The sequence below is a fragment of the Sphingomonas sp. genome (assembly GCF_042096255.1).
Taxonomy (GTDB): Bacteria; Pseudomonadota; Alphaproteobacteria; order Sphingomonadales; family Sphingomonadaceae; genus Sphingomonas.
The window spans coordinates 1-13,746 of record NZ_JBELLZ010000088.1 but is presented as its reverse complement, the minus strand read 5'-3'; the positions used below and the strand labels follow the sequence as shown (position 1 = coordinate 13,746).

The window sequence follows — 13,746 nt, the reverse complement described above, 5'->3', positions numbered from 1 at the left end:
AACCCCCGCTGAAATGTTCGCCAAAGCCGTTGCGACCACCGATTGAACCCACCCCTAATTGCGGACATAACCTCGCGTATGGCCTTGCTTCGCGATAACAGGAAGACGTAGGACGAACTCGATGATGCGATGGCGGCGCTTTCTTGCTTGGATGGATCAAGACATCGGTGAACGGGGCTGGCCCAGCACAAACTCGCTCTCGTCTATTGTGCCGGTGTTGCCATATGTTCTGATCTTGCCCCCGCTTTGGTACTTCGATCCGCCCGCAACGATCCGCTATTGGATCGTTGGCATCGCCTCGATTCCGGTAGCTTTTCTGTTCGGCATTTGGGGATGGCGTTTGTTTATAGCCGGGCGACGCCAGGTTCGCGACATGCGAAAAGCGAGGCGCTAACCCCGACGACTGCTATCCCCCATGTTCAGATATCCCCGCGACTCCCCCTCCCACCTCCGTTCCGCTAATGTTCCCCGCACCATGCGCCGCCCCGAGTCGCCCCGCCCGGCTCCAGCCGCGCCCGACCTCCCGCCGCGGCCGCTCAGGTGGCTGTTCCTCGACCTGAACTCCTATTTCGCCAGCGTCGAGCAGCAGCTCCAGCCGAGCCTGCGCGGCAAGCCCGTCATCGTTGCGCCGGTGGGCAGCGACACCACCGTCGCGATCGCCGCGTCGGTGGAGGCGAAGCGCTACGGCATCCGTACCGGCACGCCGGTGTGGGAGGCGAAACGGCTGTGCCGCGAGCTGGTGGTCACGCCCGCGCGGCACAAGCGCTATGTCGAGTTCCACGATGCGATCGTCGCGGAGATCTGGCGGCACATTCCCGTCACCCGCGTCTGCTCGATCGACGAGGTCGCCTGCCGGTTGCTCGACAATGAGAACGCGCGCGACCACGCCACCGCGCTCGCGCACCGCATCAAGGCGGGGATCTGCGCAAACGTCGGCAGCTGCCTCACCTCCTCGGTCGGCATCGCGCCCAACCGGTTGCTCGCCAAGCTCGCCTCGGACCTCCAGAAGCCCGACGGGCTGGTGGTGTTCGAGGATCGCGACCTGCCGCATGCGCTCTACCGCCTGCACCTGCGCGACATCGCCGGGATCGGCGCGAAGATGGAGGCGCGGCTCGCGCGTGACGGGGTCAACGACATCCGCCAGCTCTGCGAGCGGCGCCCGCGCGCGGCCGGCCACGCCTGGGGCGGCACCGATGGCGACCGGCTCTGGTATCTGCTCCACGGCGTCGATCTGCCCGAGAAGCCGACGCGCACCCGCACGGTCGGCCACAGCCATGTCCTCTCGCCCTCGAAGCGCGGCTACGAACCCGCGCGGCTCACCGCGCGGCGGCTGGCGCTCAAGGCGGCGAGCCGGCTGCGGCGCAAGGGCTATCGCGCCCGCCTGCTGGTGCTCCACGTCCGCTTCGAGACCGACAGGGCGATGTGGCGGACTTCGATCCGCCTACCCGCCACGCAGGACAGTTTCGTGGTGCTCGACCGGCTCGATGCGCTGCTGCCGCGATTGCGCGAGGCGGCGCAGGCGCGCGGCGGCGGCTTTGCGGTGCGGATGATCGGCGTCACCCTGTCGGAGATCGAGCCGGCGGAGGGCGACCAGCCCTCGCTGTTCGCCGCGCTCGACCCGTCCGATCCGCTCGCCCGCGAGACCCGCGGGCTGGCGCTGTCGTGCGCGATGGACCGGATCAACCAGCGCTTCGGCAAGACAGCGGTGTCGGTCGGCGCGCTGCATGGCGGGCGGCTGGATCACGTCGGCAGCAAAATTGCGTTCGGCCGCATCCCGGAGCTGGACGAATTTCATGAATGAAGGGGCAGGCAATCTGTCGCGTTCGGCTTGACGATCCATGCTGCATCGGCGAAATCGCACCGCGGTATGAAGACTCTCCTCCCCATCGCCGCCGCCGCACTTCTCGCGGCCTGCAACTCGCAGAGCGAGCCGGAAGTGCTCGACTCCAACCCCGATCCGATGGCGACCGAACTCGCCAATCGGGCGCCCGTGGAGCTTCCGCCCGCCATCAAGGCGGAGAAGTCGCTGCGCTGCAAGGACAACAGCCTCGTCTATGTCACCTTCTTCCAGGGCGACAAGCAGGCGAATGTCCGCACGGAGAAGGGCGGCACGCCCACCGTGCTCAAGGCGCCGAACGCGGGCGAGCCGCTGGTCGCCGAGGGCGGCTGGTCGATGACCGGCACCCCCGACGAGATCACCCTCACCCAGCCCGGCAAGAGCGCGGTCGTCTGCCACGGCTGATCCCCTCGGGCGCCGGGGCATGAGCGCACGGATCGAGGCACTCGATCCCGCGCTGGTCCTCGGCGCCTATTCGGTCGGCGTCTTCCCGATGGCCGACCATCGCGACGCGGACAGCGTCTATTGGGTGGAGCCGCGCCGGCGCGCGATCCTGCCGCTGGACGGCTTCCACCTCTCCCGCTCGCTGCGCAAGACGATCGCCGCCGACCGTTTCCGCGTCACCGCGGACACCGCCTTCGCCGAGACGATCCGGCTGTGCGCCGAGAGCGTCGACGGCCGCCCGGAGACCTGGATCAACCATTCGATCGAGCAGGTCTTCCTGCGCTTCCGCGGTATGGGGCTCGCGCATTCGGTGGAATGCTGGCTGGATGACCGGCTGGTCGGCGGGCTCTACGGCCTGGCGCTGGGCCGTGCGTTTTTCGGCGAGAGCATGGTCAGCCGCGTGCCGGATGCGTCGAAAGTGGCGATCGCCTGGCTGGTCGCGCGGCTGCGCGCGGGCGGCTTCACCTTGCTCGACTGCCAGTTCATGACGCCCCACCTCGCCAGCCTGGGCGCGATCGAGGTGGACCGGGCGCGCTACATGGCGTTGCTGGCAGACGCGCTTTCCGATTCGCCTTCGGCTGCAGCCGGTTCCTCTTCCGCCCGCGCGGCGGACTTCCGCGCGCTCGACGGGACGGCGAGGCTGACCGTATCGGGGCCGGTCGCCGGGAAGGATGTGGTGCAGCTCTTGACCCACACGTCATAGACGGGGTGCAGCACGACGTTGAGCTGCGGCCGTTCCTTGTAGAGCCAGCCCGAGAAGGCGCGCCGCCAGTTGCGGTCGGCGCCCTGCACGTCCAGCTGGACGAACGCGCCGGTCAGGCGCTGTTCCTCCCAGGGCGCGGTCTGCTCGCAGGCGCGCAGACGGACGATCGTGTCGCCGACGCGCATCGCCTGGCCCGGCCGCATCGCGAGATCGCGGCTGACGCCGTTGCGCTTGTTGAGCAGGCCAAGGTGCGCGACGCGCTGCGCCATCGGCGTGGTGCCGGCATCGGTCGGCGCCGCCACCTCCTGCACCGCGACGACATCACCGCCGGTCTCCGGCTCCGCCGCGGGCAGCTCGCGGCTCACCGTCGCACGCGCAGGCGCCGGCGTGTCATCGCGGCCGTAGAGGTACCAGCCCCCCGCCCCGACCAGCGCCGCGGCAGCCACCGCCCCCGCGACCCAGGCGGGCTTCACCCTTCGGGGCTCCACGCCTCATAATCGCCGGTGGCAGCGGCGCGGCGGCCGCCCTTCTCCAGCGCGCCGGACGGGCGATAGGCGAGCGCGGTGCCGGTGAGGTTGGGCAGCGCGGGCTTCTCCCAGCGCCGCTCGGGCGGCAGCGCACGATCGGGCACGTCGTCGATCTGGTGGTGCAGCCAGCTGAACCATTCGGGCGGCACGCGGCTGGCATCATTGGCGCCGGCATAGATCACCCAGCGCCGCGGTCGGCCGGCGGTGTCGCTGCCGCCCTCATAATAAACGTTGCCGAGCGCATCCTCGCCGACCTGCGCCTTGCCGCGCAGCCCGAACCAGGTGCCGATGGTGGCGCCGTTCCACCAGGTGAACGGATTGAGATTGATGCCCATGTCGCGGCCGCGCTTACCGCGAGATCAATGCACCGTCCAGCGGACGCGATCGCCTTCGGCGATGCCGAGCTCGCCCGCCCGGCCGCCGCGGATCTCCAGCACCGCCGCCACCGGTTCTTCGGAAGGCACCGGCGCCTCGGAGAAGGGCACGGTGTTCTCAGCGATCCGCGCGATCGTGCCATCGGCGCGGATGAACAGGATGTCGAGCGGGCTGGGCGTGTCCTTCATCCAGAAGTTCGCCGCGCGCGGCCCGCCGCCCTCGGCCGGATAGGGGGCGAACAGCATGCCGCCATCGGGCGCGATATCCGTGCGGAACTTCAGCCCCTGTGCCTGCTCGGGCACCGTATCGGCGAGGTCCACCTCGAACACGCGCGCTCCGGCGGCCGATGCGACCGTGACCGTCGCTTCGCTCTTCGGGGCCGCGGCCTCGTTCGCGCCGCCGCAGCCGGCGAGCAGCAGCGCGCTTGCGATCAGCCACCTCATGCCGGATGCGCCACCGCCACCGCCAGCGGCCCCTTGTCGCGCTCGATGATGCGCGCGCGCAGCGGCTGGTCTGGCTCCACCTCCAGGATCTCGGCGCGGCGCAGCGTCTCCATGTGGACGAACACGTCGGTCGCGGTCTCGCCGCGAATCAGGAAGCCGTAGCCTTTAAGGCGGTTGAACCACTTGACCCGTACCGATTCCCAGTCGCCGGCATCGCCGACCAGCATGGCCGGGTCGATCCGGCCGGGGCGCAGGTCACGGACCGGCTCCACCGCCTGGCTGGTATCGATGCTGAGCACCTCGCGCGCCTGGAAGCCGCGATCGCGCCGCACCGCGATCACCTCTAGCCGCGCGCCTTCGGGCACGCTGCGCCGGCCGAGCGGCTGGAGCACCGAGAAATGCACGAGGATGTCGCCGAACGAACCGTCATCGGGCACAAGGAAGCCGAAGCCGCGGGTCACGTCGAACCACTTGACCATCCCTGCGACGTGCACGGCTTCCCCCCCGGCGAAACCGTCGCCGGCAACGAGCCTGCTGTCCGCATCGTCGAGCGGATCGTCGCGCATCATAATCCCCCAGAGGCGCATAGCTAGCAGCCCTGACGCGGCGCACAACTGTCCAGATCAACTTGCCGCTTATTCCAGTTCTTCGGGGGTCGGCTCGGTGCCGGGCGGCCATGCGGCGATGCGTCGCGCAAGGTCGGGCGGATGGCCCGCGCGCAGCATCTGCGCCATCTGCCGGCGCCGGGTGTCCGGATCGGCGGCCTCGGCGGCATAGGGGCCGATCCGGCGGCGGCGCGCGAAGGCGAGCGCCGCGGCGGCGGCATCGACGCGCGCGACCGCCTCGTCGACCTGCGCGGAGTCGATCCGCGCATGCCGCAGCGCCGCAACCACGCGCTGGCGGCCATAGCCGCGCCGCGCCAGCCCGGCGGTCTTCGCCTCGGCAAAGGCCGCGTCGTCGACATAGCCGCGCGCCACCATCGCCGCCGCGACCGCGGCGGGATCGACCGCGCCCTCGCCGCCGCGCTCGCGCAGCTTGCGCTTCAGATAGTCCTCCAGCTTGCCCCGGCTGGTGGCGAACCGCTCCACGTAACGCAGCGCCAGCCGCTCCAGCGCGGCCTGGTCGATCGGCGGGGGCGGAGACGATCGGCGGGGCTCGCGCGGCATGCGCCATGTTTGTGCCACAGTGGCAACCGAATTTGAACGCCCGGCGCAGGCAGGGATGCTGGTTTACACGTGCCTGTGGGTACGACCTCGTGAGAAGGCCCTAGATGACTGACCCGACCGACCGGTCCGGCTACACCCCCAGCGTCGATGCGCTGCCCCGCCGCTATGCGGACTTCGCCACGCTCGGCGAAGCGCTGGACTATGCCGCGCAGGGTTTACGCGGGCTGAACTTCCACGACGCGCGCGGCCAGCTGGCGCGCGCCTATCCGTTCCGCGAGATGCGCGACGACGCGCGCGCCGCCGCCTATCGGCTGAGCGCGCTCGGCGTGCGCGCGGGCGATCGCGTCGCGCTGGTCGCCGAGACCGGACCGGAGTTCGCGCAATTGTTCTTCGGCGCGGTCTATGTCGGCGCCTGGCCGGTGCCGCTGCCGCTGCCCACCTCGTTCGGCGGGCGCGATTCCTACATCGACCAGCTGCGCGTCCAGCTCGACAGCTGCGATCCGGTGATGCTGATCTACCCGGCCGAGCTGGCCGACATGGCGGGGGCCGCGGCCGCTGCGGCGGGCACCGCCGGTCACGACTGGGAAGCGCTGCTCGCGCAGCCCGCCGTTTCCTGCCCGCTGCCGACCCAGGCGGCGACCGACATCGCCTATCTGCAATATTCGAGCGGCTCGACGCGCTTCCCGCATGGCGTCGCGATCACCCACGAAGGCCTGCTCAACAATCTCGCCGCGCACAGCCACGGCATGAAGATCGACGGCGATGACCGCTGTATCTCCTGGCTGCCCTGGTACCATGACATGGGCCTGGTCGGCTGCTTCCTGTCGCCGATCGCCAACCAGGTCTCGACCGATTACCTCAAGACCGAGGATTTTGCGCGGCGCCCGCTCGCCTGGCTCGATCTCGTCACCCGCAATCCCGGGCACACGCTCAGCTATTCGCCCACCTTCGGCTACGACATCTGCGCGCGCCGCATGTCCAGCCAGACCAAGGCGGCGGACCGGTTCGACCTGTCGCGCTGGCGGGTCGCCGGCAATGGCGCGGACATGATACGGCCGGACGTGATGCAGAACTTCGTCGACGCCTTCGCCGATGCCGGCTTCCAGGCATCCGCCTTCCTGCCCAGCTATGGCCTCGCCGAGGCGACGCTGGCGGTGACGCTGATGCCGCCGGGCGAGGGCATCCGGGTCGAGCTGGTCGAGGAGACGCAGCTGTCCGGCGTGCCGGCCGGAGAGGATCGCCCGCAGCGCTACCGGGCGATCGTCAACTGCGGCAAGCCAGTGCGCGACATGGCCGTGGAGATCCGCGACGAGGACGGCCGCCTGCTGCCCGAGCGCGCGATCGGGAAGGTGTGGTGCGCGGGACCATCGGTGATGGTCGGCTATTTCCGTGACGAGGCGGCGACCGACGCGTGCATGCGCGATGGCTGGCTGGACACCGGCGACATGGGCTATCTCAGCGATGGCTACCTCTACATCGTCGGCCGCGCCAAGGACATGATCATCGTCAACGGCCGCAACCACTGGCCGCAGGACATCGAATGGGCGGTGGAGCAGCTGCCCGGCTTCAAGCAGGGCGACATCGCCGCCTTCGCGATCACCACGCCCGGCGGCGAGGAGACGCCGGCGGTGCTCGTCCAGTGCCGCACTTCCGACCAGGCGGAACGTCAGCGCCTCCTTGAAGAGATCCGCGACCGTGTCCGCGCGGTGACCGGCATGAACTGCGTGATCGAGCTGATCCCGCCGCGCACCCTGCCCCGCACCAGTTCGGGCAAGCTGAGCCGCGCCAAGGCGCGCAACCTGTATCTCGCCGGCGAGATCAAGCCCTACGCCATTGCGGCGTAGGGCCCGCCTGTTCGTACCGGAACCCTCTTGTCATCGGGCGTAATCCCGCCCGACACAAGGAAGAGGGGTCGCCATCGTCAACAATTCGTTCACCGGCCGCGCCGGGGAAGTGCGTTACGACGCGGACGCGGTGGAAACCCGCATCCAGGCCGACATTAATGGAGATGGCCAAGCCGACCTGACAATCATGCTCGACGAGCCGATGTACGTGCGCGGCGCGGACTTCATCTTCTGACACCGACCCGACCCGCCCCTGATCCTATCGTGAATCAGGGCGAGCCATCGACACGTTGCGCCTGTTTCCGACATGCCATCGCTTGACACCCATGCCCGCGGGCGCCACAGCCGCGCCCCGAGCACAGGAGTGTAGCTCAGTTGGTAGAGCATCGGTCTCCAAAACCGAGGGCCGTGGGTTCGAGTCCCTCCACTCCTGCCATTATCTGGTCTTTTCGTTCAGCCGCTTGATCACCGCCTCCAGGTTCCCCTCGACCTGGAACTTGGTGCCGCTCTGCATGATCACGATCACGCCATCGCCCGGATCATGGGCATGCTCCACGAACGCAGGGTTGATGGCGATCTCCGCGCCGGTGCTCTTGCGATTGAAGACCTTGATCATGCGACCTCTCTCTCAAGCCGGCGTCCGCGATCGACACGCCGTGTCTTTTATCGTCTGAAGGGAAGCGGTCGGGCCTGGAAGATCAGAACCCGTTCCACCAGAACAGCAGCAGCAGCGCCAGCGCGGTGAACACGTAGAGAAAGTGACGCTCCGGCCGCTCTGGCGGCGGTTCCGGAGGCAGTCGCATCGGCGGGTCGTCGTGCATGCCGGCCAGCCTAGCGCGCCGATTAACCAACGCAAGTCGTTGCGGAGGGGCACAGAATCGACGTCGAGCGGCGGCCCCGCCCGCCAGTCTTGCGCGCCGGGACGCCTGTCGCTAGATGCAGGCCCCATCCGACATCGGAGACGGGCTCGGCCGCTTCCCACTTGCGGGATAGCGGTAGCGGGCTCATGCCCCGATTGCGTGCGAGGCGAAGCGAAGTGGCGAAGACGTCCCCCATCGAGTTCATCCAGCAGGTCCAGGCCGAGACCCGCAAGGTCGTGTGGCCGACGCGGCGCGAGACGATCATGACCGCGGTGATGGTGGTGATCCTCACCACGGTGCTGGCGGTGTTCTTCCTCGCCACCGATTCGGTGTTCGAACTCATCGTGCGTGGCCTGTTGAGCCTCGCGAAGTAAGGAACTGACGACAATGTCGCGCTGGTACATCATCCACGCCTATTCGGGCTTCGAGGGCAAGGTGCGCGACGCCATCATGGCGGAAGCGAACCGGCTGGGGCTGGAACAGCTGGTCGAGCAGATCGAGGTGCCCACCGAGACGGTGACCGAGGCGCGCCGCGGCAAGAAGATCGCGGTCGAGCGCAAGTTCATGCCCGGCTATGTCCTCGCCAAGCTCAACATGAACGATGACGTCTATCACCTCGTCAAGAACACGCCCAAGGTCACGGGCTTCCTCGGCTCAAGCGGCAAGCCGCAGGCGATCTCCGACGCCGAAGCCGCGCGGATGCTCAACAGCAAGGAAGAGGCCGCCACCGCCGCGCCGCGCCAGAAGGTCAAGGTCGACTTCGAGATCGGCGATGCGGTGAAGGTGCTCGACGGGCCCTTCGCCAGCTTCAACGGCACGGTCGAGGAGCTCGACTTCGACAAGAGCAAGGTCAAGGTCTCGGTCAGCATCTTCGGCCGCGCGACCCCGGTGGAGCTCGACTTCGAGCAGGTCGAGCGCGCCAAGTAGGGCGCCGGCGCGATGGACCTCGCCCAATCGGGCCTGCCCGGCCCGGCCGGCATGACCTTCAGCGGCCATACGGGCGCGCTCGGCATGCGCTATCACGCGCGCGGGTCCGACTGGGTCGAGCTGATCATGCCGTATCGGGCCGAACTGGTCGGCGACATCGGCTCGGGCGTGCTCGCCTCCGGGCCGATCGTCGCGCTAATGGATGTCGCCACCAGTCTCGCCATCTGGTCGAAGCGGGGGAAGTTCGTGCCGCATGCGACGCTGGACCTGCGGGTCGATTACCTGCGCCCCGCCAGGCCCGGCCATGACGTGATCGGCCATGGCGAATGCTATGCGCTCAAGCGCGCGATCAGCTTCATCCGCGGCTATGCGCATGACGGCGACCCGGACGATCCGATCGCGCATGTCGCCGGCACCTACATGAACCTCGACGCGTGATGACGCTGCCGCCCTATGCCGCGCTGATCGGCGCGACTCTGGAATGGGACGAGGGCACGCCGGTGCTGGCGATGCCGTTCGCCGATGCGGTGCTGGGCCGGCCCGGCTTCCTCCACGGCGGCGCGATCGCGGGGCTGATGGAGATGGCAGCGATCGCCGCCCTGCGCCACGCGCTGGCCGACGAGACTGCGCGGATCAAGCCGGTCAATGTCACCGTCGATTTCATGCGCGGCGGTCGCGACAAGATCACGCGCGCGGCAGGCATCGTCACACGGCTGGGCAACCGCGTCGCCAATGTCGAGGCGATCGCCTGGCAAGACGACCGCGCCAAGCCGATCGCGGCGGCGCGGATGAACTACCTACTGGCGCGGGAATAGGTTTGCTCCGTTCGTCCTGAGAAGCCGCTGAGCTTGTCAAAGTGGAGTCGGGTCGGCCCGCGTGAACTCAACCGTTCGTGCTGAGCGAAGTCGAAGCACATGCGCAACGTTCGCCCATGCCCTTCGACTTCGCTCAGGGCGAACGGAGGTGGTCCAGGACGGTCGAAACCGCTTCAGGTGCACGCCGACCGCCGCTCACCCCCGCGGCGTCAGCTTGATCAGCCGGCCCGGCGCGCCCTTGCCGCCGTCCTCCAGCAGGTAGATCGCACCGTCCGGCCCCTCCTCCACCTCGCGGATGCGCGCGCCCATCGACCATTGGTCCGCCTTCTGGGCCTGCGTGCCGTTCAGATCGACATGGACCAAAGCCTCGCTGGAGAGGCCGCCGATGAAGGCGTCGCCCTTCCATTGCGGGAACAGCTTGCCCGAATAGATCATCAGCCCGCCGGGCGAGATCACCGGGTTCCACCACACCTTCGGCGCCTCGTATCCGTCGCCCGGCTTGTGATCGGGAATGTCGCGGCCATCATAGTGCGAGCCGTTCGAGGCGTTGGGCCAGCCGTAGTTTCGGCCCGGCAGCACCAGGTTGAGCTCGTCGCCGCCCTTCGGCCCCATCTCCTGCTGCCAAAGGTTGCCCTGCGCATCAAAGGCGATGCCGAGCAGATTGCGATGGCCGTAGCTCCACACCTCGGGCGCGAAGCCCTGCCTGGCCAGCGGATTGCCGGGCGCGGGCTTGCCGTCGAGGGTCAAACGCAGCACCTTGCCGAGCGTCTGGTCCTTCGCCTGCGCGGGGGTGAACTTCTGGCGCTCGCCATTGGTGAAGAACAGGAACTTGCCGTCGGGCGAGAAGGCGATCCGGCCCGAATAATGGCCGTTCCCCTCCACATAGGGGCGCGCCTGGAACAGCCGCTGGATATTTGCGAGCGTTCCGCCCTGGAGCGTGCCGCGCGCGAGCACCACGCCCTTGCCGCCCTGCCCGGTCTCCGAGAAGCTGAAATAGACGAGGCGGCTGGTCCGGAAATCGGGCGCCAGCACCACGTCCATCAGCGCGCCCTGCCCGGCGGAGTCGACGGTCACCGTCGCGACTACGCGGCGGTTCTTGCCGTCCGCCGAGACGAGCAGCATGCGCCCGTCCTTCTCGGTCACCAGCATGCGGCCGTTCGGCAGGAAGGTCATCGCCCAGGGCGCGTCGAAATCGGCGACCACAGCGCGCTTGAACGGCGCACCGCCTGCCGCGGCTGAGGCTTCGGGGGCTTGCGCGGAGCAGGCACTGGCGGCGAGCATGACGGGGGTCAGATAGCGGAGCACGGGCGGTTCCTGTCGCAAGGGCCTGCCTCGACATACCCCGGCGCGGCCTGTTGGTTCCGCCGCTTGTGCGCGCCGCGCCGCTCGTCTATATGGCTCGTGCTTTCTCTACATCGCCAGGTGAAGAGGCTGCGGGGCCCGCCTCGCGGCGCCGATCTCCTGCATCCGGACGACCTGTTTGAACGACATCGACGCCCTCTTCCGCCTGATCGACCCCGAAGCCCGTGCGCTGGGGTTCGACCTCGTGCGCGTGAAGCTGTTCGGGAAGGGCGACGAGCGCACGCTCCAGGTGATGGCCGAGCGGCCGGACACGCGCCAGCTGACCATCGACGATTGCGCCGACCTGTCGCGCCGCCTGTCCGACCTGCTCGACCGGCTGGAGGAGGAAGGCCGCGATCCGATCGAGGGCGCGTACCGGCTGGAGGTCTCCTCGCCCGGCATTGACCGCCCGCTCACCCGCCTCAAGGACTATCAGGACTGGGCCGGGCATGAGGCGCGCGTCACGCTGACCGAGAAGCAGGACGGGCAGCGCACCTTCAAGGGCGATCTCGCCGGCGTCGAGGGCGAGACGGTGCTGATCCGCTCCGCCGGCGGCGTGGTGAGCACCCTGCCCTTTGCTGCGATCGACGACGCCAAGCTGGTCTTCACCGACCGGCTGCTCGCCGCCACCCAGCCCCTCTCCGCAGAGGGCGCCGAAGATTACGAAGAAGTACCGGCCGAAGACGCCGAAGAAGAGGAAACGAACTGATGGCTACCGCCGCCACCGCCAACCGCGCCGAGCTGATCGCGATCGCCAATTCGGTCGCCAGCGAGAAGATGATCGACAAGGCGATCGTGATCGAGGCGATGGAGGACGCGATCCAGCGCGCCGCCAAGAACCGCTATGGCGCCGAAAACGACATCCGCGCCAAGCTCGATCCGATGACCGGCGACCTCAGGCTGTGGCGCGTCGTCGAGGTGGTCGAGGCGGTCGACGACTATTTCAAGCAGGTCGATGTTGCCCAGGCGCAGAAGCTCCAGGCCGGCGCGGTGGTGGGCGATTACATCGTCGATCCGCTGCCCCCGATCGAGTTCGGCCGCATCCAGGCGCAGGCCTCCAAGCAGATCATCTTCCAGAAGGTCCGCGATGCAGAGCGCGAGCGCCAGTATGAGGAGTTCAAGGACCGCGCCGGCGAGATCATCACCGGCGTCGTCAAGCGCGTGGAGTTCGGCCATATCGTTGTCGACCTCGGCCGCGCCGAGGGCGTCATCCGCCGCGACGCGCAGATCCCGCGCGAGGTGGTGCGCGTCAACGACCGCATCCGCTCGCTGATCCTCAAGGTGGTGCGCGAGAACCGCGGCCCGCAGATCTTCCTCAGCCGCGCACATCCAGACTTCATGAAGAAGCTGTTCGCGCAGGAGGTGCCCGAAATCTACGACGGCATCATCGAGATCAAGGCGGCGGCGCGCGATCCGGGCAGCCGCGCCAAGATCGGCGTCATCTCGCATGACTCCAGCATCGACCCGGTCGGCGCCTGCGTCGGCATGAAGGGCAGCCGCGTCCAGGCGGTGGTGCAGGAGATGCAGGGCGAGAAGATCGACATCATTCCCTGGTCGCCCGACACCGCCACCTTCGTGGTCAACGCGCTCCAGCCTGCCAACGTCAGCCGCGTGCTGATCGACGAGGAGGAGGAGCGGATCGAGGTGGTGGTCCCCGACGACCAGCTTTCGCTGGCGATCGGCCGCCGCGGCCAGAACGTGCGCCTCGCCAGCCAGCTGACCGCCAAGGCGATCGACATCCTCACCGAAACCGACTCGAGCGAGAAGCGCCAGCAGGAGTTCGTCAAAAACTCCGAGACCTTCCAGAACGAGCTCGACGTGGACGAGACGCTGGCGCAGCTGCTGGTCGCAGAGGGTTTCACCGGCCTTGAGGAGGTCGCCTATGTCGAGCTCGACGAGCTGGCGCAGATCGAGGGCTTCGACGAGGACCTCGCGCAGGAGCTGCAGAGCCGTGCGCAGGAGGCGCTCGACCGGCGCGAGCAGGCCAACCGCGAGGCGCGCACCGCCTTGGGGGTCGAGGATGCGCTCGCCGAGCTGCCGTACATGACCGAGGCGATGCTGGTCACGCTGGGCAAGGCGGGCATCAAGACGCTCGACGACCTCGCCGATCTCGCGACGGACGAGCTGATCGAGAAGAAGCGCGCCGAGCCGCGCCGTCGCAACGAGGATGCGCCGCGCCGGCCCGAGCCCAAGGGCGGCATCCTCGCCGACTATGGCCTGAGCGAGGATCAGGGCAACGAGATCATCATGGCCGCACGCGCGCACTGGTTCGAGGACGAGGACCAGGGCGAGGCGGCGGACGCCGGGGAGGACGCGCATGCGGACCCGGCACAATGAGGCGCTAGACCCCGACATTGATGGCCCCGTCCGCTCGTGCGTGCTGACGCGCGACCGGGCGGCGCGGGACCGGCTGGTCCGGCTGGCGCTGGCGCCCGACGGCGCGGTGCTGCCGGACGTGCGCGCC

18 protein-coding genes, 1 tRNA gene and 1 pseudogene are annotated in these 13,746 nt (G+C 68.5%); 12 read left to right on the top strand and 8 right to left on the bottom strand.

Annotated features, from left to right (window positions below):
- Positions 1–475 precede the first annotated feature (475 nt).
- The 3 genes from ACFDTH_RS14500 to aat all read left to right on the top strand — a co-directional run bounded on the left by ACFDTH_RS14500 (position 476) and on the right by aat (position 2,984).
- A complete protein-coding gene (locus tag ACFDTH_RS14500; protein WP_375288266.1) occupies positions 476–1,801 on the top strand; it encodes a type VI secretion protein ImpB in 1,326 nt (441 codons plus the stop codon).
- 66 nt (positions 1,802–1,867) lie between these two features.
- Positions 1,868–2,242 carry a hypothetical protein gene (locus tag ACFDTH_RS14495; protein ID WP_375288265.1) on the top strand — a complete coding sequence of 125 codons (375 nt, stop codon included), beginning with the start codon at positions 1,868–1,870 and terminating at the stop codon, positions 2,240–2,242.
- Positions 2,243–2,261: 19 nt separating this feature from the next.
- Positions 2,262–2,984 carry a leucyl/phenylalanyl-tRNA--protein transferase gene (aat, locus tag ACFDTH_RS14490; protein WP_375288264.1) on the top strand — a complete coding sequence of 241 codons (723 nt, stop codon included), beginning with the start codon at positions 2,262–2,264 and terminating at the stop codon, positions 2,982–2,984.
- Between the two features lie 35 nt (positions 2,985–3,019).
- On the opposite strand, the pseudogene ACFDTH_RS14485 reads toward aat, so the two are convergent.
- The 5 genes and pseudogenes from ACFDTH_RS14485 to ACFDTH_RS14465 all read right to left on the bottom strand — a co-directional run.
- Positions 3,020–3,187 (bottom strand): annotated as a pseudogene (locus ACFDTH_RS14485) (DUF2155 domain-containing protein); the annotation flags it as partial.
- 266 nt (positions 3,188–3,453) lie between these two features.
- Positions 3,454–3,846 carry an NADH:ubiquinone oxidoreductase subunit NDUFA12 gene (locus tag ACFDTH_RS14480; RefSeq protein ID WP_375288263.1) on the bottom strand — a complete coding sequence of 131 codons (393 nt, stop codon included), beginning with the start codon at positions 3,844–3,846 and terminating at the stop codon, positions 3,454–3,456.
- 24 nt (positions 3,847–3,870) lie between these two features.
- Positions 3,871–4,329 (bottom strand): DUF192 domain-containing protein, encoded by a 459-nt coding sequence (locus ACFDTH_RS14475; protein WP_375288262.1) that lies wholly within the window; start codon positions 4,327–4,329, stop codon positions 3,871–3,873.
- Positions 4,326–4,895, bottom strand: a complete 570-nt coding sequence (locus ACFDTH_RS14470; protein WP_375288261.1) for a cold-shock protein — start codon at positions 4,893–4,895, stop codon at positions 4,326–4,328. The genes ACFDTH_RS14475 and ACFDTH_RS14470 overlap by 4 nt, the downstream gene beginning before the upstream one ends.
- Positions 4,896–4,964: 69 nt before the next feature.
- On the bottom strand, positions 4,965–5,495 hold the full coding sequence (locus ACFDTH_RS14465; protein WP_375288260.1) for a RecX family transcriptional regulator: 531 nt from the start codon (positions 5,493–5,495) through the stop codon (positions 4,965–4,967).
- A gap of 104 nt (positions 5,496–5,599) precedes the next feature.
- Between ACFDTH_RS14465 and ACFDTH_RS14460 the strand changes: the two genes are divergently transcribed.
- The 3 genes from ACFDTH_RS14460 (at position 5,600) to ACFDTH_RS14450 (ending at position 7,775) form a co-directional block, all read left to right on the top strand.
- Positions 5,600–7,339 (top strand): fatty acyl-AMP ligase, encoded by a 1,740-nt coding sequence (locus ACFDTH_RS14460; protein WP_375288259.1) that lies wholly within the window; start codon positions 5,600–5,602, stop codon positions 7,337–7,339.
- A 109-nt stretch (positions 7,340–7,448) separates the two neighbouring features.
- A complete protein-coding gene (locus tag ACFDTH_RS14455) occupies positions 7,449–7,574 on the top strand; it encodes a hypothetical protein (RefSeq protein ID WP_375288258.1) in 126 nt (41 codons plus the stop codon).
- Positions 7,575–7,699: 125 nt separating this feature from the next.
- A tRNA-Trp gene (locus ACFDTH_RS14450) sits at positions 7,700–7,775 on the top strand.
- Here ACFDTH_RS14450 and ACFDTH_RS14445 read toward each other — a convergent pair.
- Positions 7,776–7,955, bottom strand: a complete 180-nt coding sequence (locus ACFDTH_RS14445) for a hypothetical protein (protein ID WP_375288257.1) — start codon at positions 7,953–7,955, stop codon at positions 7,776–7,778.
- An 82-nt stretch (positions 7,956–8,037) separates the two neighbouring features.
- Positions 8,038–8,160 carry a hypothetical protein gene (locus ACFDTH_RS14440; protein WP_375288256.1) on the bottom strand — a complete coding sequence of 41 codons (123 nt, stop codon included), beginning with the start codon at positions 8,158–8,160 and terminating at the stop codon, positions 8,038–8,040.
- 215 nt (positions 8,161–8,375) lie between these two features.
- On the opposite strand from ACFDTH_RS14440, the gene secE reads away from it, so the two are divergent.
- From secE to ACFDTH_RS14420, 4 genes are read left to right on the top strand one after another with little or no spacing between them, the layout of a single operon-like run.
- Positions 8,376–8,573 carry a preprotein translocase subunit SecE gene (gene secE, locus ACFDTH_RS14435; protein WP_375288255.1) on the top strand — a complete coding sequence of 66 codons (198 nt, stop codon included), beginning with the start codon at positions 8,376–8,378 and terminating at the stop codon, positions 8,571–8,573.
- A 13-nt stretch (positions 8,574–8,586) separates the two neighbouring features.
- A complete protein-coding gene (gene nusG, locus ACFDTH_RS14430; RefSeq protein ID WP_375288254.1) occupies positions 8,587–9,126 on the top strand; it encodes a transcription termination/antitermination protein NusG in 540 nt (179 codons plus the stop codon).
- Between the two features lie 12 nt (positions 9,127–9,138).
- On the top strand, positions 9,139–9,564 hold the full coding sequence (locus ACFDTH_RS14425; protein WP_375288253.1) for a PaaI family thioesterase: 426 nt from the start codon (positions 9,139–9,141) through the stop codon (positions 9,562–9,564).
- Complete coding sequence (locus ACFDTH_RS14420) at positions 9,564–9,941, top strand: PaaI family thioesterase (protein WP_375288252.1); 378 nt, start codon at positions 9,564–9,566, stop codon at positions 9,939–9,941. The genes ACFDTH_RS14425 and ACFDTH_RS14420 overlap by 1 nt, the downstream gene beginning before the upstream one ends.
- A 195-nt stretch (positions 9,942–10,136) precedes the next feature.
- On the opposite strand, the gene ACFDTH_RS14415 is transcribed toward ACFDTH_RS14420, so the two are convergent.
- Entirely contained in the window at positions 10,137–11,222 is a 1,086-nt protein-coding gene (locus ACFDTH_RS14415; RefSeq protein WP_375288267.1) for a PQQ-dependent sugar dehydrogenase, read from the bottom strand.
- Between the two features lie 199 nt (positions 11,223–11,421).
- Here ACFDTH_RS14415 and rimP point away from each other — a divergent pair, with 199 nt between their 5' ends.
- Together rimP and nusA are read left to right on the top strand one after the other, a co-directional pair.
- On the top strand, positions 11,422–11,991 hold the full coding sequence (gene rimP / locus ACFDTH_RS14410) for a ribosome maturation protein RimP (protein WP_375288251.1): 570 nt from the start codon (positions 11,422–11,424) through the stop codon (positions 11,989–11,991).
- Complete coding sequence (gene nusA / locus ACFDTH_RS14405) at positions 11,991–13,619, top strand: transcription termination factor NusA (RefSeq protein ID WP_375288250.1); 1,629 nt, start codon at positions 11,991–11,993, stop codon at positions 13,617–13,619. Before rimP ends, nusA begins: the two co-directional genes overlap by 1 nt.
- Positions 13,620–13,746 lie beyond the last annotated feature (127 nt).